This window comes from Paenibacillus sp. 276b, from assembly GCF_900107875.1.
GTDB classification, from domain to species: Bacteria; Bacillota; Bacilli; order Paenibacillales; family Paenibacillaceae; genus Paenibacillus; species Paenibacillus marchantiae.
Genome location: NZ_FNRR01000004.1, coordinates 102,440 through 123,040, shown reverse-complemented (window position 1 = coordinate 123,040; position 20,601 = coordinate 102,440). Strand labels below are relative to the sequence as shown.

Annotated in this window: 14 protein-coding genes; 2 read left to right on the top strand and 12 right to left on the bottom strand. The window is 47.3% G+C overall.

Features of this window, described 5'->3' with window-relative positions:
- Positions 1 to 13: 13 nt before the first annotated feature.
- The 12 genes from BLV50_RS19740 to BLV50_RS19685 all read right to left on the bottom strand — a co-directional run bounded on the left by BLV50_RS19740 (position 14) and on the right by BLV50_RS19685 (position 17,657).
- Positions 14 to 376 (bottom strand): HIRAN domain-containing protein, encoded by a 363-nt coding sequence (locus BLV50_RS19740; protein WP_063566897.1) that lies wholly within the window; start codon positions 374 to 376, stop codon positions 14 to 16.
- 47 nt (positions 377 to 423) lie between these two features.
- Entirely contained in the window at positions 424 to 1,389 is a 966-nt protein-coding gene (locus BLV50_RS19735; protein WP_079697431.1) for a helix-turn-helix transcriptional regulator, read from the bottom strand.
- A 271-nt stretch (positions 1,390 to 1,660) separates the two neighbouring features.
- Positions 1,661 to 2,179: a hypothetical protein gene (locus BLV50_RS19730; RefSeq protein ID WP_090809540.1), complete on the bottom strand. Its 519-nt coding sequence runs from the start codon at positions 2,177 to 2,179 to the stop codon at positions 1,661 to 1,663.
- Positions 2,180 to 2,442: 263 nt separating this feature from the next.
- Positions 2,443 to 3,075 carry a 50S ribosomal protein L25 gene (locus tag BLV50_RS19725; protein ID WP_063566894.1) on the bottom strand — a complete coding sequence of 211 codons (633 nt, stop codon included), beginning with the start codon at positions 3,073 to 3,075 and terminating at the stop codon, positions 2,443 to 2,445.
- A gap of 280 nt (positions 3,076 to 3,355) precedes the next feature.
- Positions 3,356 to 6,235, bottom strand: a complete 2,880-nt coding sequence (pulA, locus tag BLV50_RS19720; protein ID WP_090809538.1) for a type I pullulanase — start codon at positions 6,233 to 6,235, stop codon at positions 3,356 to 3,358.
- A 282-nt stretch (positions 6,236 to 6,517) separates the two neighbouring features.
- The gene (gene pulA, locus BLV50_RS19715) at positions 6,518 to 8,569 is read right to left on the bottom strand and encodes a type I pullulanase (protein ID WP_090809536.1); all 2,052 of its coding nucleotides are present in this window, start codon (positions 8,567 to 8,569) and stop codon (positions 6,518 to 6,520) included.
- A gap of 164 nt (positions 8,570 to 8,733) precedes the next feature.
- Positions 8,734 to 10,245 (bottom strand): extracellular solute-binding protein, encoded by a 1,512-nt coding sequence (locus BLV50_RS19710; protein ID WP_090809534.1) that lies wholly within the window; start codon positions 10,243 to 10,245, stop codon positions 8,734 to 8,736.
- A 219-nt stretch (positions 10,246 to 10,464) separates the two neighbouring features.
- Positions 10,465 to 11,577 carry a glycoside hydrolase family 88/105 protein gene (locus BLV50_RS19705; RefSeq protein ID WP_090809532.1) on the bottom strand — a complete coding sequence of 371 codons (1,113 nt, stop codon included), beginning with the start codon at positions 11,575 to 11,577 and terminating at the stop codon, positions 10,465 to 10,467.
- A gap of 23 nt (positions 11,578 to 11,600) precedes the next feature.
- Positions 11,601 to 13,100 carry an extracellular solute-binding protein gene (locus tag BLV50_RS19700; protein ID WP_063566890.1) on the bottom strand — a complete coding sequence of 500 codons (1,500 nt, stop codon included), beginning with the start codon at positions 13,098 to 13,100 and terminating at the stop codon, positions 11,601 to 11,603.
- 65 nt (positions 13,101 to 13,165) lie between these two features.
- Entirely contained in the window at positions 13,166 to 14,038 is an 873-nt protein-coding gene (locus BLV50_RS19695) for a carbohydrate ABC transporter permease (protein WP_090809530.1), read from the bottom strand.
- A gap of 45 nt (positions 14,039 to 14,083) precedes the next feature.
- Positions 14,084 to 15,037, bottom strand: coding sequence for an ABC transporter permease (locus tag BLV50_RS19690; RefSeq protein ID WP_063566889.1), 954 nt, complete (start codon positions 15,035 to 15,037; stop codon positions 14,084 to 14,086).
- Positions 15,038 to 15,320: 283 nt separating this feature from the next.
- A complete protein-coding gene (locus tag BLV50_RS19685) occupies positions 15,321 to 17,657 on the bottom strand; it encodes a helix-turn-helix domain-containing protein (protein WP_177031222.1) in 2,337 nt (778 codons plus the stop codon).
- A 574-nt stretch (positions 17,658 to 18,231) separates the two neighbouring features.
- Here BLV50_RS19685 and BLV50_RS19680 point away from each other — a divergent pair.
- The gene (locus tag BLV50_RS19680; RefSeq protein WP_090809527.1) at positions 18,232 to 20,241 is read left to right on the top strand and encodes an endonuclease MutS2; all 2,010 of its coding nucleotides are present in this window, start codon (positions 18,232 to 18,234) and stop codon (positions 20,239 to 20,241) included.
- A gap of 90 nt (positions 20,242 to 20,331) precedes the next feature.
- Complete coding sequence (locus tag BLV50_RS19675) at positions 20,332 to 20,580, top strand: cysteine-rich CWC family protein (protein WP_072734737.1); 249 nt, start codon at positions 20,332 to 20,334, stop codon at positions 20,578 to 20,580.
- Positions 20,581 to 20,601 lie beyond the last annotated feature (21 nt).

The window sequence follows — 20,601 nt, the reverse complement described above, 5'->3', positions numbered from 1 at the left end:
GCTTGTGATTTCGTTAGGCTTTTTCACGTGACTGCCAGTCTGCAATAAAACTATCCATATGCGGAACAGGAACGTACATCATTTCAATTAACTCCACAATAATCATATCTTTCATGGCAAACCTTACTTTAGCGCAGGTTTGTTGGCGGAAAGCATCATAGATTCCCGAGCCTGTCCAGCAACCATGAGGAGCGAGCAGCGGATTATTAACAATATATCCAACCGTCCCAATGGGTGGAACCACTACCTTGATGGCTCGAGAGTCCACCCGATTGTCGGGGTCTTTGACCAGAAACAGGATATCGCCTACATTTAAAGCTTCTACACCATGATAATGTTCCATTCCATACATGGCTGCAAATAATTTGGTACTCATTGAAAAAGCTCCTTTTACACATTTTTTTGATTTTAGAAGGGTTGAAATTATTGATCTTCCGCATAATGCTTCATCCACTCTATGAGTTGTTTACGAATTTCTTTACGATATTCGCGGGGTTCAAGAACCTCCGCTTCGGGGCCAAATTGATATAACCATTTCAGGAATTCACGACTACTGTTCAGCGTTACTTCAAATAACAATCCGCCATCAGGCAAATCAGTCATTCGTGGACGAACAAACATTTCTTCTTCTTTTATGTAGGGGGCCACCTCTTTACTGAACCTTACTTTAAAATGAATCAGTTTATCCCCACGATCAATGGACCACGTATTTTTCATGAACTGCGTTATGTTGAAATCACCCATAACAAAATGGGTATTGGTCTGGATAACGTCCAGAAAGCGACTGATCCGAAACAAACGTACTTTCTTCAGCAAGTGGCAATAACCAATCAAGTAGAAACGCTGATCGCGCGGAATGAGGTAATAGGGGTCAATGTCGCGGACCGTTATTTCATTTTTCGTAAGCGTATGATATTGGGTTCGAATCGTTTGTTGATCCAGAATGGCTTCAATGACTGGAATAAGTAAATTGGGATACTTCCCTTCTTCCCGGTATGCAGGTGTACCCATACGAATAATGCCTGCAATATTTTCTACAATGTCACTGTTTCTCGATTTCATTTTGGTATGAGCTGTCATCACCTTGTCAAAAGCTGAATCAAATTCAGCCGGGAGTTGCGAAGTATCCACCACGGATGGAAGCATCGAGAATACCATCGCTTCCTGTTCGGTAAAATCCAGAGGATACATGGCAAATTCACCAATGAACCGATATCCCTTGCCATAACCTTCATTCATGATAGGGGCAACCCTGTCCAAAATTCGGAGATCGCGATAAATCGTGCGCACAGTGGTACCGCATTTCAACGCCAATTCTTTGGCGGAAATTCCGGGATTCGCTTGTATAGCCTGAAGTATACGCAGAAGACGAATTAATTTCTCTGTCATGTAGTTTCTCCCCTTCGATATTTTATCGGCAAGGAAAACTAGTTCCTTTAGTCCGGTACTAAATCTTTAGTCCCAAACTCACTTTCGCAATTTCACCTTATGTATATAGTTCAATCGCACTTATTCGGCTTATTAAATATACATTCTCTTACTTGCTTGCGTAAAATATTAACCTCAAGTCCTTATACCTACGCCTGATAGCCTATTTGGCATTCAAAAAAAATAAAAAAAGTCTTGTCTCTTTGAGCAGAGACAAGACTTTTTCGCTTGGTTATTTGTGCAATTGCAATAATTTAGTCAGCACATTGACCATATGGTCGCACAGATCAGGGATATCTCCCATCTGATCTTCATTCACACTACGGTCAAAATGTACTTCAGCAGTGACGGCGTAAGTTGCTGGCTGATCTTCAAATATATAATGAATATGCTGCAATTTTCGTTGTTCCGGCCAGCTCTCTTGTAATATGGGGCTAATCGCCGGACATTGAGCCTCAGGCTCCTTAACAACCATTCTGAACCGCAGCCGCAAACGGCAACCTGATGGACCACCTGGTGTCTCCAAAATCTCAGCCGCGAGATCCTCAAGCGATGTGCTCAGTACCACTTCGCCAGTTACCTCAGGACAATCTCTCAGGCAGAATTGCAGCACGAACTCTCTGGACATACGAGCCATCTCAAGCTGATCCTTCCGATCTGTTATGGAAATAAGTTCATCCAAATTATCGAGATCATATAGGTAATTTTCGAAGCCTACTTTCAAATTGTCATAAATCGTCGGATCAAACATATTGCGAAACCTGCTTTCTTGTGCAAATTATTCCAAAGTGCATTGTTGCTGCTCCGAATCATAGTATACTGTAACGCTACTTCACGCAAACAGGCAACGTTATCATACCGAATAGCTCGACTATGTAGCCATCTGTCATAAGTCAAAACGACATTCATCATCGCGCATCTCCAGCGACTCCACTTGTCCATTTCCAATATAAAAAAGCCCGGTCGTGATGACCGGGCTTGGTTGAGATACAGAATAATAAATATTCTGACTCCCTATTCTTCTTTAGCTGGTTCTTCTGGTGCTGCCGGTGCTGCTTCATCAGCAGAAGCCGTAGGCTCTTCCTCAGCCGCTTGTGGCGGCATCACGGAAGCGATGATGGAATCACCTGACGTCACCAGAGTCAGACCTTTTTCGAGCTTGATATCTCCAGCTGTCAAACGATCACCAATTTCCAGTCCGCTAACATCCACCTCAATGGAGGTTGGCAGATCAGCCGGAAGCCCTTCGACCTCCAGTTGAGTTTCCTGTGTCTGGAACACACCGCCTGCCTTGGAGCCGGCTGCGGTACCTTGGAAGTCGATCGATACACTAACGCTGATCGGCTTGTTCTTCGAAATTTGCAGGAAGTCCACGTGCAGCAGACGTCCGTTACGTTCCTGCTGATCCTTGATCAGCACTGGAACCGTTTTGCCACCCTCAAGATTGAGGTTGAACATCTCGGAGCGACCTGTACGTGCTACTTTCAGCACTTCTTTTTCATCTACATGTATCGCGGCACCTTCTAATCCCGGGCCATAAACGACAGCCGGAACACGTCCGCCTTGTCTTAACAGGCGCAATGCTGCACCTTTCTTTTCAGTTCTTGGTGTTGCCGTAAGTTGAGCCATTTTTCCGTTGGATTTCATGATTGAACATCCTCCTTCAAGGGATCCTTACTTTATATTTGTTAGGAAGCGATAAGCTTCTCTCTTAGACCAGAATGGCCTTTTCGTGCGTGGCCGAATCTGGGGCCATATCTATATTTACCCCAATGAAAGACCATCTCAAACACTGACATGTACAGTTTTTTTATTTTTCGGGTGAAAATGGTTCTTTCTGATGAACAAAAAAGCAGCCGGAATACCTTCCGACCGCTTGTTAAGCCTATATTTTTCAACCACTTGTATGAAGTTATAACCTGGCCGGCTAAGCGCTGTTACGATCATCCTCTACATCACTTTCACGGATAACCTGCATCTGATCCGACCCACTCTGAACGATAATGTGCACATCTCCGTCTTCAGGACCGATATCAACATAACGATCTCCGCAGGTATCTTTGGCTTCCCATTCATTCAGACGAATGATTAAGCCCAGATGATGCAATCCTGCAGCCACCCGAAAACGGGCTTCTGCTGCATTGCCTACTCGCTCAAAGGAGACCGCTCCATCCTCCATGCCTGTGCCCCATACCCAGACATCCCATCCCTCATAATGCTGATCTTCCCGTTCATATCGGAGAGTCACTATTCGCGAAATTGGTTTGTGGATTTTGATATTCAGCGATGCCTGAATTCCTCCAGCTTCCGCGATAATCTGGGTAGATCCTGGTGTTAAAGCACGCACAATGCCTGCTGTACTGACCGCTGCATGCTCCAGATGAGATGAGCTCCACCGTATATTCATACCTTGCAAAGGCTGGCCGAATTGATCCAGAACCAAGGCGCGGAATCGACTGACACGTGTTGTGTACATCACGGATTCCCCGATAATTTCAATTCGTTCCGGATGGAGGTAATCAACCTGCAGCGTACACTCTGTGGTAATCGTGCCACATTGTACGCTGATCGTGGCTTCTCCGGTCTCCCCCGTATGAATTGTCCCATCGGATTGAATCGCAATAATCTGTGGGTTCGAAGAGCTCCAGTTCACAGATGCGTTCTCCACCACATTACCAAAACGGTCTCTGACCGATGCTCGCAAACCGGCAATCTCTCCGACACTGTACACAAGACGCGGCGAATGAATCTCAATCACAGCGGGTTCAGCACCGCCAGCATACTCCGTGTCGTACATTACCATCAGTGACCATCGTTCTACCATTGCGGTTCCGCTCACCGTCTCAATGAGATCTGTACCTGCCTGGTGATCATTCACCACGATATGCCAGTCACCCTCCGGCAGACTCACTTGCTGCTGCTGACCTGTTCCGTTGTAGATCACCACGATCTGATTCCAGGTATCCTGATTCGCTCCGTGATCCAGTGTAAATGCAACCACATTTCCTTCTGCTCGCATCATGCGAAGGTGACTCCTTACCTGCTCGGCGTTAATCATACGAAAAGCCGGATGTGTGCGTCGTAGATGAATCAGGCCGCGATAATAGTCAAAAACAGGTCTGAATCGAGCTTTGTTAGCCCAAGTGATCGTATTCACGGCGTCCCCGCTGCGATAACTATTGTGATCTCCTGCTTTGGATCTCAGCATCTCATCTCCTGCATGAAGAAATGGAATCCCCTGTGAGGTAAGTAGAATCCCTGTTGAGAGCAAGGAACGACGGACCATCTCATGATCAAGTACATCATCCGCATCGACATAACGATAAGGGTCCGCCGCTTTAACCGCCGATTCCGCACTGCCTCCTTCTACGGGCTGCCCGTCTCTCCATACCGGGTAACCGAGATCATGCCTGAGGTACATCGTTGTTGCGATTTTGTCCCACAGGTTGAGATTATCATGTGCCGTCACATAATTGACGGATTCCACTGGTGAAGATGTGAAATCATCCAGCGCTCCTGCTACACCCATGGCAATTTCGTACTCCCTACCGTCTGCTCCGGTAACAAAACCTTTGCCGATACCATCACTATCCCCTTTGATGGCACTGCGGAAATGATCGTTAAATACAGCAAATCCCTGACCGCGTTGTGTTCCTTTTAACGTTTTCCGATCCAGAGGTGAATCTCCGCCTGTCCACGGCTCCCCGTAGATCAGAAAAGCCGAATCAATCTGTTCTCTCAGCTCACGGGTCACTTCGTTCATCGTGTCTGTATCAATCAGACCCATGAGGTCGAATCGAAACCCGTCCACATGATATTCCTCTGCCCAATACAGGAGAGAGTCCAAAATATATTTTCGTACCATGGGGCGCTCCGTAGCCAGTTCATTGCCTACACCCGAGCCATTGCTCAATGTGCCGTCCTCACGGTAACGATAATAATAACTTGGTACAATTCGTTCAAAAGGTCCATCATCCACGCTGTACGTATGGTTATAAACCACATCAAGCACGACACGAATGCCTTGTCGGTGCAAGGAATGAATGAGAGCCTTGAACTCCCGAATTCGAACCGCAGGATCACGTGGATTGGTGGCATAGGAACCCTCCGGCACGTTATAGTGCTGCGGATCATACCCCCAGTTGTATGGCAATTTGGCATTCGAACCGGCGTCCGTTGTCGATGCCAATTCATCCACCGTCTGATAATCCGCTACAGGCAGAAGATGCACATGCGTGATGCCGAGTTCGACAAGATGATCTACTCCGATGGAGTTGCCGCCTCTGTCCGTCAACCCGGAAGCTGTAAATGCCAAATATTTGCCCTTATACGGAATATCGGCATGGGGGTCGGAGGAGAAGTCACGCACATGTAATTCATATAGAACTGCATCTGCCGGACGTAGAAATACGGGCTTCACATCCTCTTCCCAGTCCACAGGATTGGTTGTATCCAGATCAATTATGGCTGTTCGCTGTCCGTTCGCCGATACAGCACGAGCGTAAGGATCGGGTGCCACTGCAATATGCTGATCATCATGCGTAATGTGATACATATAATAATGTCCGGCCCAATCCCCTTCAAGCTGTACACTCCATATTCCATCCGGGTCACGGGTCATCGACCGTTGCTGTCCGTCATCATGTTCGGTTACTTTACCACTTGCATCATAATGTCCCTCATCATCAAAAATGAGTATAGAAACCTGCTGAGCTGTAGGTGCCCACAGCTTAAATGTGCTTACTGTACGCGTATATGTTAAGCCAAGATCGTTGCCTTCATAACGAAAAGATGTCCATTCCGGCATCGTTCCCACCGCCTTTATATCCATTGATTTCGTGTTGTCCCGATGTTACGGAGCGAGACGTCATTTGTCAACCCGGGGTTGTCTGTACTCAACATATCGGTTGAGCAGAGGCTTTCAATTAGCATATTGAATATGATGCAAATCTACATAGCAATCGCTTTCAAGATACAGCATATGTAAACAAGCGCCATAGATTGACAGCATTTGTACCTGTCCTGATGAAAAAAGACGGGAGAAAACAAAACACCCTCGTCCCACAATGGAGAAAGGGTGCAATAACGTTCATTCACCTGAATACATAACCGTCATGGATATAGCAGGAATGCTGACCTGACCATCCTTGGCCGTACGCAGCGTCTCGGTACCAGCCTGCCCCTGCTCTACGACCACATTCCATGTACCTGAAGGAACGGAGGTTGTACGGTTTTCTTTGGAGGCATTATATATAACGATTATCCGTCCCCATGAATCTCCGACAGCGGTTCCTGCCAGTTCATAGGCCAACAGCCCTTTTCCTTTTTCAAGCAATCGAACATGGTGCTCAATCTCTTCCCGGGTTCGAAGACGAAAAGCAGGATGCTCGCGCCGAAGACGGATCAGACCACGATAATAATCATGAACAGGTTTAAACTGCTGCTTTTGCTCCCACCGAATGGCATTGACTGAATCCCCACTCTCATGACTGTTGGCATCACCATATTTACTTCGCAGAAATTCATCTCCAGCCGCAAGCAAAGGAACCCCCTGGGAAGTCAATACGATGCCATTAGCAAGTAGACAACGCCGGACCGTTTCGTTCTCCAGTATACGATCCGGGTCAACGTGCAAATACGGCTTCGCCTGCTGTACAGCCTCTTCTACGTTGGCGCTGCCTTTCACACGACCATCCTCACTATATGTGATAAATCCCAGTGTATCGTGCAATCCTTGTGTCTGGGCGACTTTATCCCACAGGTTGAGATTATCATGTACGGTTACATAATTAATTGTTTCAGATGGGTTATCCGTAAAATCGGTAATGGCTCCCCGTACGCCTGTCCATATATCATCTTCCTTTCCCTCCGCTCCAGTAGCAAATCCGGTTCCCGTTCCATCACTATCGCCTTTGATCGTTCCACGGAGGTTATCGTTAAATACAGCAAATCCGGCTTTACGCTGTGCTCCCTTAAGTGTCATTCGATCCCCAAGGGGTGATTCCAACGCTCCCCAGGGTTCACCGTATAAGAGGATGGACGGAGAAACTTTGGCATGCAGTTCTGCTGCGAGCTCTTTCATCGTTGCAGTGTCCATCAGACCCATCAGGTCAAAACGAAACCCGTCCACATGGTATTCCTCTGCCCAGTATCGTACGGAGTCGATAATGAACTTGCGCACCATCGGCCGCTCCGTAGCCACTTCATTGCCTGTACCAGATCCATTGCTGTACGTGCCATCCGGGTTCTGACGGTAGTAATATCCTGGAACAAGCTTCTCAAATGAACTGGCTGCCGTATCAAACGTATGATTGTACACCACATCCATAATGACTCCGATCCCCTTCTCATGAAGGGCGAGTACCATCGATTTGAACTCTCGAATTCTTGTCTCCGGCTCATCTGCACGGGATGCATAAGAACCTTCTGGAACGTTGTAGTGGAGCGGATCATATCCCCAGTTATAACGTGAGCAATCGGAAGTCCCGTCATCTTCCTTCGATTCGTCCACTGTCGCAAAATCAAAAACCGGTAGCAGATGTACATGTGTAATTCCCAGCTCAGCCAAATGATCGATCCCCAGTGTATTCCCGTTTGAATCGTGCAAACCTGTCTCGGTAAAAGCAAGATACTTTCCTTTGTGCCTCATGCCGGATGACTCATGGATCGAGAAATCGCGCACATGCAGCTCATATAAGACCGCATCTACCGGGCTCGCCAGTTTTGGACGAATATCCTCATTCCAGCCATTCGGGTGGGTCTGTTCCAGCCTGACGATGACTCCCATTTCTCCATTCATGGTCACAGCCCGTGCATAGGGGTCAACCGCTATCTCCTGCCGTCCGTCCTCAAAGGTGGCTCTATACATATAACGATAACCGCTCCACTCACCTTCGAGCTTTAGGGACCAGATGCCCTGATCCTGTTTGTTCATTGGTATTTCTTTCTGTTCGTCCTGATTCTTCTGTTCATTGGGACTTCCCCCTGTTGAAGGCGGGTAAATCAGCACATCCACCTGCTTTGCGGCAGGAGTCCACACTTTGAAACCACAGGCTTGTGGTTCCATCGTGACACCCAGATCTCTTCCTTGGTATGTATCTAATACGTTTAATACGTCTAACTTGTGATGGTCATCAATCATGCTGTATATTCCCCTCTCGATGAGCAATAAAATGAATGTGAACAAATGCTCCTTACCTTTTATACCCCTTCTGTCACCTAACCATAATCTCGGGGAAGAAAAAGAACATAAAAAACAAGCCATGCTTCACGTCATTTCACGCAAAACACAGCTTGTTCTTCAAATTACTTCCCGTTTAGCTGGGCATAAGACGCTTCAAATTCGGAAATGAGCTGTTCGCCACCGGATTTTCTCCAGTTCGCCACTTCCTGCTCCCATCCAGCATCATCGATTTTGCCCATAATGTATTTGGTCTGTGCATCCCAGATCATCTGGTCCAGCTCCTGGCCTCGCTCAGTATAGATGGCAGAAGACAAGGTCAGCGCCGGATTTGGAATAGCATACTGCTCATTCTCACGTGCCATCTTCGTGCCCTTCATACCGATTGGTACATCGACAAGTTCAGGCACGTTATATCCTTCAATGCTTAGCAGATTGTCACGATAAGGCTTCACTTCACGCTGATACCCGTCGAAGTCCTTGAACTCGGTTTTGCCATCCGAAGTCTTCGTATAGTGCACGTCTTCCAGACCACGCAGCTGAAGCGTACTCAGTGGTTCGTCCATCAGTTGATCCAGGAACGTCAGCACCTGTTTTAACTGTTCTTCGTCCGGTACGGAAGCTTTGGGAATGACAAGCATGCCATAGTTCCCTGGTTCCCCGGCAATTCGAATGCCATCCGGTCCTTGGAACGGAGCCACATCAATCTCGCCATCAGGCACGTTTGGTGTCAGCCGCTGTTGAAACGACTTTCCGTTCTGAGCAACACCGTTCAGCTTCATAGCTACAAGACCGGAGTCGATTTTTTTGTCCGCATCAGAAGGGTCCAGCGCTGGGAAGTCACTGTTGATCAATCCCTCACTGAACTGACGCTTGAACAGCTTCATCGTGTCCACATATTCTGTGGTCAGGAATTCAGGGGTAAGTTTACCCGCATCGTCCACACCCCACTTGTTCACCCCACCAATACTTACGGCGATCCGTGTCAGCGGAGAGGATACTCCTTCGTTGTACTTTTTGAATAGTACCGTTCCATACGTATCTTCCTTGCCGTTACCATCAGGATCATCCTTGCGAATGGAGCGCATCACTTCGTACCAGTCATCCAGCGTTTTTGGTACATCCAGCTTAAGCTTGTCGAACCAGTCCTTGCGGTACACCATGGCTGTACGCCCAATATCGCGGAAGTTGGGTACCCCGTAGACCTTTCCTTCGATCTTGATATTGTCAAAATAAGCCTCGGATTGGGCAGACAGGTTCTTATAATCCTTCAGATAGGGTCCAATTTCCCAGAACAGCCCCGTTTTGGCTGCGTTAAATGTTGTGGGTACATAATTCACACGCATGATGGTCGGCATCTCGCCCGAAGCTACCATGACATTAACTTTATCATCAAAAGCAGACTGCGGAATCCACTGTACACTGACATCCGTATTCGTATATTCCTCAATCTTTTGTTCAATCCCATTCTCCTTGGCCGGCACATCACCAACCTGCATCAAAGAAATCGAAATGGGAAGCTTGCCTTCCCCTGCCGCAGGCGCTTTTTCTCCCCCACAGCCTGCAAGCAGCCCGGCGGACATTGCACCAACCACGACCAATCCGCCTAAACGGGACATCCGACCTTTTGGACTCATGAACCATCTCTCCTTTGGATAAAGGTTATGTACATAAGCACTCCGATGACAGAACAACCTTCTGATCGCTGTTATCCCCAGATTTTTTTGATTCCCTTCTTCAGCAGGGAAAATCCGGTGATAAGCGTATGCTTCCGATGCAGCTTTCTTTCAGAAAGCTTTTAGGCGAACGCTTCGCTTCCTCAAGTTATTTCTGTCCTCTCCGTTCTCATGTACATGTTAGTTGGGCTTGTAAAGTTCCATTTCCACTCCTGCCAAAATAAATGGAGCAACCGATTTCGGATCATTAATCCGAATGGATTCAGTTACATAATACTCGTACGACCCGTCACGATACGGGGTACCGCCCAGACCTGCCCCACCGTTACACTGCGTCAGGGACAATACACCTTCACGGTCCGTTTGCAGCAGATGCAGCAGCAGACCCTGATACCCCTTTTCTGCGATAGCTTTAAACTTGCCACTCAGATAACCCTTACGTACGCCCTTCGCAAGTGCATACACAAACATTGAGGTTCCCGAAGCCTCCAAATAATTACGCTCACGCCCCGGCTGATCGAGCAAATGAGGCCATAACCCGGACTGTTGGTCCTGTACATGTACAAGTGCATTCGCTACACGTTCGAAAATCCCCACAATCTGACCCCGCTGCTCATGATCTACAGGCAGATGATCCAATGTATCCACTACCGCCATCACATACCAGCCCATCGCCCGGCTCCATACATGCGGAGAGCATCCGGTTTCTCCCGAGCTCCAGCGCTGTTCCCTGCTCTCATCCCAGGCATGGTACAGTAGACCGCTGCGTGGATCACGTGTACGTTTCTCCACCAGCAGTAGCTGTAATGCCGCCTTGTCAAACCACTTCTCCTCGCCAGTAACCGCACCATATTGCGTCAGGAACGGCGTGGCCATATACAGCCCATCCAGCCACATCTGAAACGGGTAGACCTTCTTGTGCCAGAATCCGCCTTCACTCGTACGAGGCTGTCCCTTAAGCTGTACCATGAGCAAATCCGCGGCTTTACGGTACTTTTCTTCGCCCGTTTTGTCCAGCAATAGGAACAGCGATTTCCCCTGGTTAATCTGGTCCAGGTTATATTCCTCAACCGCATAGGAACGAATCGAGCCATCTTCCTGAATGAAGTTATCCATCAGTTCATGAATGTAATCGAAATATTTCTGTTCTCCGGTATGGGTGTACAGCTCTTCCAGCGCTTTCAGTAGACAACCATTTTCATAATGCCAGGTAGGGTACAACTCATGATTGCGATAACTTTCCATGAACTGTTCAGCCATCCGTACCGGTGTGAATTGCAGGGTTTCTTTCATGATGTTCCTCCGCTTCCGGCTTTTTATTTAGCCTGTTTTTTGTAGTCTTCGGCATATTCCTCACGAATTTTGGTACCGCCCGCATTGCCCCAATTCTCGATCTCCTGTTTCCAGCCATTTTCATCGATTTTGCCCATAATATATTTGGTCTGCGCATCTGCAATCATCTGATCCAGATCTGCCCCACGGTCGCCATAAGTAGACGAATACAAGGTTAATGCAGGGTTTGGCACAGCGTGTTCGGCCAGCTCTTTGGCAAGTTCCGTACCCTTCTCACCGAGTTCGGTATCTTTCAATTTCGGTACGTTGTAACCTTCTACGTAAGGCAAGTTATCACGATATGGCTTCACTTCACGCTGGAATGCATCGAAGTCGCTCATCTCCACCTGGTCCTCGCCAGCCTTCTTATAATGTTTGTCTTCAATACCACGCATCAGCAGCGTTGCCATCTCCGGGTCCATCAATTTATCCAGGAAAGACAACAGGTTTTTCAGCTCGTCTTCCGATTTCACCGTCGCTTTCGGGAAGGCCAGAATACCGGAGTTACCCGTCTGCCCCGCCACACGGTCGCCACTCACACCAAGCAAACCTGCAATGTCTACTACGCCATCCGGGTCATTCTTAGAAAGACGCTCTTGTTGGCTCTTTCCGTTCTGGGCGACACCGATACGCATGCCGACAACACCTGTATCATATTTCTTCTCCGCTTCTGTGGAGTCAAATACGGCAAAGTCCTGATTCAGCAGTTTCTCGCTATACAAACGTTTCAGCAAATCCAGCACCTGCATATATTCCGGTGTCATGAATTCCGGCGTAAAACTGCCGTCATCTTCTACCTTCCACTTGTTTGGTGCACCAAAACTTACGCCAAGACGTGTAGTGAAGGAATATTGATCCTCGTTATACTTTTTGAAAAGCATGAGTCCAAACGTATTATCCTGACCGTCTCCATCCGGATCGGAGGTCGCCAGCGTCTTGATCGTTTCATACCATTCATCCGGTGTCGTTGGTACCTTGAGATTCAACTTATCAAACCAGTCTTTACGGTAAATCACCGTTGCACGGGCAATATCAGAGAATACGGGTACCCCGTAGATTTTGCCTTCCACCTTGATATTGTCAAAGAAACGCTCGTTCTGTGCAGACAGATTTTTATAATCCTTCAGCAAAGGTCCAACTTCCCAGAATACATCGTTACGCATCGCACTGGTTACGGTTGGGTTATACTGTACTTTCACAATTTTGGGCATATCGCTTGATGCAATCATGACATTGATTTTGTCATTGTAAGCCGAAGCCGGAATCCACTGAATGTCTAGTTTGGTGTTCGTATACGCCTCAATCTTTTGCTGGACCTCATTGCCTTTGCTCGGTACGTCGCCCACCTGTGCTATTGCAATGGACACATTCTGCACGCCGCCCTCGGCATCCTGACCTTCATCCGATCCGCATCCTGCCAGCAGGCCTGTTACCAATGCCAGTGTGCTCAAGACAGCTACGGCTTTCTTTTTTGTTGCTTTCATTAAACGAAAACCTCCCCTTTTTTATACAGTCATGAACCCGTTTTGATGTACAACCATGCGCAATTTCAACCTTTTACCGATCCCAGCATCACTCCTTTGGCAAAGTGTTTTTGCAGGAATGGATACACCAGCATGATTGGAATCGTGGAGAACACGATAACGGCCATGCGTATGGTGAGCGGCTGAATCTCGGTCTCTTCGATACTGGTATCCCCGATCCGGCTCTGAGCCAGGATGACAATCTCACGCAGCCACACTTGTACGGGCCACTTTTCACTATCGTTGATATAAATGACAGCGTTGAAGAAGCTGTTCCAATGAGCCACCGCATAAAAGAGAGAGAATGTAGCCATTGCTGGCATCGACAAAGGCAAAACAATACGGAACAATACGCCAAAATCGTTACATCCATCGATTTTGGCGGCATCCTCCAGTTCATCCGGAATGGCTTGGAAGAAGTTCTTAAGTACGATCAGGTTGAACGCACTAATCGCGGTAGGCAGCATCAAAGACCATAATGTATCCGTCAGGTGCAATGATTTTACGACAAAGTAGGTTGGAATCATCCCACCGCTGAACAGCATGGTGAACAGTACACCCAGCAAGATCGGCTGGCGTCCACGCAAGTATCTTCTGGAAAGCGGATACGCCATAAGCGAAGTGAACAACAGGTTAAGCAGTGTTCCGATTACAGTGATATAAATGGATACACCCAGACTGCGAATCAATGTGTCTGTAGAGAAAATGTAACGGTAAGCAGCGAGGGAGAATTCTTTTGGAAAAAGAATGAATCCTCCCTTAGCCACTTCATGCGGACTCGTAAACGAGACGGCCAAAATATAAATGAACGGGATAACGGTCACGATTCCGATCAAAAGTAGAAAACCATGATTGAGGATATCAAAAATCCGGTTGCCCCACGTTTTATCCTGTTGCATCTTAATGTTCACTCCTGTCTGGTGAAGAACGTCTGCTGCCAAGCGTTAGTAGACGCCTTCCTCCCCGAATTTTTTGGCCATCGTGTTGGCACCCAGTACAAGTGCCAGTCCGACCACCGACTTGAACAAACCAACAGCAGCACTATAACTGTACTGTGCCTGTGTGAGACCTTTGGTGTAGACGTAGGTATCAAATACCTCACCCACATCCCGGTTCGTCGGCGTGAGCATCAGGAAGATTTGTTCAAAGCCTGTATCCAGGAAGTTACCCAGACGCAGAATGAGCAAAATAATGATTGTACTGCGGATGGCAGGCAACGTAATATGCCATGTCTGACGCCAGCGATTGGCACCATCCATCCGTGCAGCTTCATAGAGCTGTGTATCTACACCGGAGAGTGCCGCTAGGAAAATAATCGTACCCCAACCTACCTCTTTCCAGATGGATTGTCCAACAATCATCGTTCGAAACCAGCCGGGCTCAAGCAGGAAAGCCACTTTTTGTCCCGTCAGGTTATAAAGTAATTCGTTAATAGCGCCGCCCTCGGTTGTGAACAGCATGTAGAACACACCAACCACAACAACCCAGGAAACAAAGTGTGGAACATATACCAGCGTCTGTACAAATCGTTTGAAACGTTCACGGCGAACTTCATTCATCATGAGTGCCAATACAATTGGCAGCGGGAAGAAGAACACCATATTATAAATCGCTAGCAAAAACGTATTCCGGAACAAAGTCCAGAACTGCGGTTCCCCGAAGAAACGCTGGAAGTGCTTAAACCCTACCCAGTCGCTGCCCAGAATGCCCTTGTAAGGCGTGTAATCCTGAAAAGCCATCGTAATACCGTACATGGGTATGTATTTGAAAATAACAAAGTAAAGCACGCCCGGTATCAACATAATATAGAGCCACCGGTTTTTGATGATGTCCCTCCACAGCAGGTTTTTGTCACTGCGGGTAGCGGGTCGTGTCCGAGCCGCCGTTTCGGCTTTCATAGTGTCTTCCTCCCCACATTGGAAACGATTACAAAATATCACTTCCTGAATTCATGTCTTCATTGTGGAGGATAAATGGGTAACTGGCTATGGTCTCATTTTAGCTTCTTGTTTTCCCTTATGCAGCAAGGGTTTAAGGCATTTGTAATTCTGGAATGCTCCTCTGAATGAACCACATTTAACCTCCGATATTCCTGTCTTAACTCTGCTGCAAACGCAGAATAAAGGCTGACCTTGAAACAAAGAAAAACCTGCCTGCCATGGCAGGCAGAGCAGGTTGCTTTTATCGCTGCTGCTCCCGGTATTTTCCGGGGGTAGTTCCCGTAATTTTACGAAATGTACGGATAAAAGCAGTAGGGTTGGTGTAATTGAGTTTCTCGGCAATCTCCGATATTTTCAGGTTGGTCGTCTGCAGCCAGGTTTTGGCTTTTTCCATCCGGTATTCGGCAAGGTATTCCGTAAAGTTCACACCAGCCTCCTTCTTGAACACACGGCTCAGATAGACTGGATGAAAATTCAGTTCTTCTGCGCAAGCTTCCAGCGACAATTCGCGATCATATCGCTCCTCGATCAGCCGAATCATGCGCCGGGCAATATTCAGATATTGAGATTCTTCCTGTTCACGCCAGAATCGAATGACAGGGTGAAATAAACATTTGCGGAACCAGTTCGTCATTTCATCCAATGTGGATAACTTGAGTAGTCGAGCCATAGAGGCCTTTTCGCCCAACACTTCCGCAACATTCCCACCCTGCTCCTGTACAAGCTGATACACACGGGACAACAGTTGAACCATTATAACGGGGTATTCGCTGAAGTGCAGCTTCTTGTCTGAGAGCAATCCGAGATACCGCTTAAAGTACGCATCGGTTTTCTCCTCGTCCCCTTGCTTGAGTGCAGAAGCCAACTGGTCTTCAATCATCCTGAGCTGTGTATATAACGCTGCCTCCGTCTGACCTCGCGGCTGAATATCCTCGTAATGCAAAATAATACGGCTGCCCAGACTTACCCTGCCTTGCAGAGCCTCACGACTCTCCTGGTAAGCCCGTGGCGAATCACCTATTGCAGAATAGGAACGACTAATACCGATACTTACAGGCAGATTCAGATAGGTCACAACCCGCTCACGGATCAATTCCGCTTGAGTGTGCATCCACTCTTTTAGCTGTACTTCATCATCCAACACGGATGCCAATACCGTAACCTGGGCGTCATCAATCATGACAGATGCAAAACGAATATCAGAGGGCAGCAGCTCACCGACCATATTGTTTAACGCAAACAGCAGCAGATCCCGGTCCTGCTCCTCATACCTTGTCCCTTCAAGGGTATCGATCTGAAGTGTAAGTAGCCCAAGTCTGGACCATGAGGTTGGAAAATCGTATAACTGACCCTGATATCTGAAGTCATCTTCCGATATTTTGCCTGTAAGCAGTTTTGTCATAAAAAATTCCTGCAAATGAACATGCTGGCCCTTCATCTGCTCACGCATCGTCTTTTCCGAGCTGAACAAGGTCGATAATCGCTCTTCGATGTATATAAATTCATCCTGACGGCGTCCCGACGGAGCCAATGGAGAATCCAGTCCTTTTGTAAACTGCAGAAGTCTGGAAATGGGAGAATACATCTTGCGACTGCCGTAGATGGCTACTAATCCCGTCAAACATAACATGACTAATGTAGCCACTCCCGTAACCAATGCAATTTTCTGCGATTGGGCGGTTATCTGACTCAGCGATACAACGGATACATACAACCAACCATTGAGTGGGGATTGCCTGTAGCTAACTGCCACCTGACTTCCCTCGACCTCTGCACTGAAGAAACCCTCCGACTGTCCTGTCGTTTGTACCTTTTCATGGATTTCCTGATTCAGCGCGTCGTATTTCCCGTCTTGTTCTGTATCGTTGAGAAAATATTTTTGCTCCCGATCAAGGACGTACATATCCCCTGAATTCGGATTTCGACTTAGAAATGTACTTAGCTCTGTATCGGCTATGTCTATAACCAGAAATCCCTTGGGTTTCACATTCGTTGGTATCATCGGAATCTTGAATACCATGCTTACCACGTTGTCGGATGAAATAAGAGTAGGTGCGTGTTCTGGCGTTGCTTCACCAACTCCCGCCGATACCGGAACACTTTCTTTGGTTGAACTCACATTTTGCGTTACCCAGAACAGGCTGTTTGTATATTTCAAATAAGAGCCTATCCGGTCCCGAATACTGAAATCATCCAATTTTCCAAAAGAACGCATCGAAACGACCCAGTCTTCATCCAGATTCACGAGATAGGCCTGATCGATATTAGTAACCGATTGCAGATTATTAAATCCGGAAGTCAGATCACGAATTTCCTGAAATTCGCTGCTGTCCAGCGGTTTTTTCATCGCTTGTAATACCAGTGGAGAATTCACATATTGGATGGACGATAATTGCAGGCTGCGCAATACTTGCTCTACCCGCATTTGGGTCTGATGCAGAATCTGCAAATTACTCTCCCGGACCTTCTGTTCAATGTCACGTGAAGCAATCGAATAGGAGACTGAACCAATAACAATGACCGGAAGGGCTCCGAGAATCATGGTAAAACAGAGCAAACGCAGCAGGTATTTAGGCAAAAAGAGCATCCTCCTTTGTGCATTTTGCGTTATTTGATCGAGAACGATTTCGGAATCACTACCCGATCTAATGCAAAACGTATGTATAATATCGCTTTCATTGGATTAATTTACTATTGTTATTTTAAAACCCATTGTTATTCAAGTCCACTATTTATTATTGAAGGTTGACTTCAAGGCAATTTCCAGTTTATATTGGTTGCATATTCCTCAATCAAAGGAGAGATTTTGATGTCGGTGAGCGTTCTTAACTAACTAGTTTCATATTCAGGAGTTTGGCCTTCGATTCACTTGTGCCTTGTGGCATACGTGTATTTCATGATGCGCCATTACCCTGTACTTAGTTAAGAACAGCGGATATCATAAATCGCCTCCGGGATTGTACGTGTCCGGGTCTATTTCCGCGCTGTGTTCAGCGTGGATTTTTTTGTATAGACCTATAACGGGCCCTACTTTCCCGTACGTTAAGGGCGGAGAATGACGTTTGTTCATTCTCCGCCCTTTTTGCGTTTTCCGGGAATATGTCCCATCGCTTTAACCGAAATTCCATTTTATATCCAAGGAGAGATCAAGCATGAATGAAAAAACGTTAACCAGTCTGGGTTATCCCCAAATTCAAAAAAACGTTGCAGCCTGTGCCCTATCCTATTTGGGCAAACGTTACGCAAGAGACATGAAGCCAATGGTCGACGCTTCTCTGATTCAAATGCGGCTAGAAGAGACCGCTGAAGCGGCTGCTTTGATTCGTTACGGTGCCAGTGTGCCCATTCCTTCACTGGATGGCATGGAGACCATCATGGATCTGCTCGGCACCGGTTATTTATTTACGGAACGTGATTTCAGCAATCTCGCCCAATTTCTGCGCAGCTGCGCACAGCTTATGAAATACATGGAGGGCAAATCCGAAGTGGCCCCCACAGTTAGTCGCTACGCTTCATCCATGATATGGATGGAATCCCTGCTCAGCGAGATTGAACGCTGTATCCATAGTGGACGCATTCAGGATCAGGCGAGCAAGGAGCTGATACGTATTCGTAAAAAAATGACGGTGAATGAGGAACGCATGAAGCGCAAGCTGGATTCTCTAATAAGCAAACACCGCTCCATCATGCAGGAAAATGTGATTAGTCAGCGTGGTGGAAGAACCGTGCTGCCCATTAAGAAAGAATTCCGCAAACACGTTAAAGGCAGTGTGCTGGATGAATCAGGAAGTGGCCAAACCGTATATATTGAACCTGCTGAATTAGTAGGTCTGCAAATGGAGCTGTCTTCACTGCAAGCCGAGGAATCACGGGAGGAGATGAAAATTCTCGGTGACTTAACCTCCCTTGCAGAGTCTTATAATCGTGAAATTTCGTTAAATACGGAAACGGTAGGGATTCTGGATTTCCTATTTGCCAAAGCGAAATATGCGGCCACCATGGATGGACGAACTGTACGCGTCAATGCCATTGGACGCGTTCGGCTTCATCATGCCCGCCATCCGTTTATGGGTGCATCCATGGTTCCGCTTGATTTTGCAATTGGTCAAACTTATTCCTCGCTAATCATTACCGGGCCGAATACGGGTGGCAAAACGGTTGCACTCAAAACATTGGGTCTGCTCACATTGATGATGCAATCTGGTCTGCTTGTGCCTGTCGCTGAAGATGGCGAGATGGCCGTGTATCATGAAATTGCTGTTGATATCGGCGATGGACAGAGCCTGGAGCAAGCACTCAGTACCTTTTCTGCACATATTCGCAACATGATTGGCATCCTGGAGCAAGCCGATTCATCGACACTTGTGCTTATTGACGAGATGGCCTCCGGTACCGATCCCGGTGAGGGAGTGGGACTCTCGATCGCCATGCTGGAGGAGCTGCACAGCCGTGGAGCTACCGTTATCGCTACAACCCATTTTGGGGAAATCAAACATTTTGCAGCATCCACGCCTGGATTTGAGAATGCAAGAATGGAATTTGATACGGTCTCTCTTCAACCTCTTTATCGATTGCGGATCGGAGAAGCCGGGGACAGCTATGCCTATTCCATTGCACTGAAATTGGGTATGCCACAGCGTATTATTGAGCGCTCCAAGCTCATTTCAGATCAGGGTGTCTCGCAAAGTGTCTCTTCCACCTCCTCTCCATCCGTGCCTAACGTAAGTTCAACGTCATCGCAAATAAACAGCACGGTTGAACAAGAACAATTGAATGAAGCAAGGAACACGATAAAACCTATCAGCCCGTCCGTACAGACTGGAACTAGAAAGCAATCTGCTGATCGGCCTGAAACATTAGAACCCGCGCCCCCTGCCAAAGCATTCCGAAAAGGGGATCGCGTCTATGCAGCTTATCTGAACCAGTCAGGCATCGTATGTGATGTGGAGGACAGTCGCGGAAATATCGGAGTCATGCTGCGTGGACGTAAAGTCAAAATTCATAAGAAACGTCTAACTCTGCACATCTCCGCAGATGAACTATATCCGGGTGACTATGACCTCGACATTGTGCTGGAGTCCAAAGAGAACCGAAAGAAACGCAAACTGATGAGTCGCAAGCATGTGGAAGGACTGAAAATTGAATTGCCTCCTGAAGAATAACCACAGGATTGATATAATGGGTTGAGTTGCTATACTTTAATAAACCTATCGATCGTTCGTGGTGAAATTCATGGGGGAAGGGAGACTCGTATGTCTGTTGAGCAGGATACAAAGAAGGTCACTCCAGAAGTTCTCATATGCCCTTTGTGCGGTGAGCCCAATGGCTGCTCCTATGCGGCTGGTCGTCCTCATTCAGAATGCTGGTGTAACCGGGCTGTGTTCCCAGAAGGGGTATTTGACCCCATTCCGGCAGACCAGCGCAGGAAGTCCTGCATCTGCGAGGCATGTCTGGATACGTATAAAAAGAAGACAGAGCAAAATAAAGAGCCCCACAGTTAACCCTGTGAGGCTCTTCTTCAA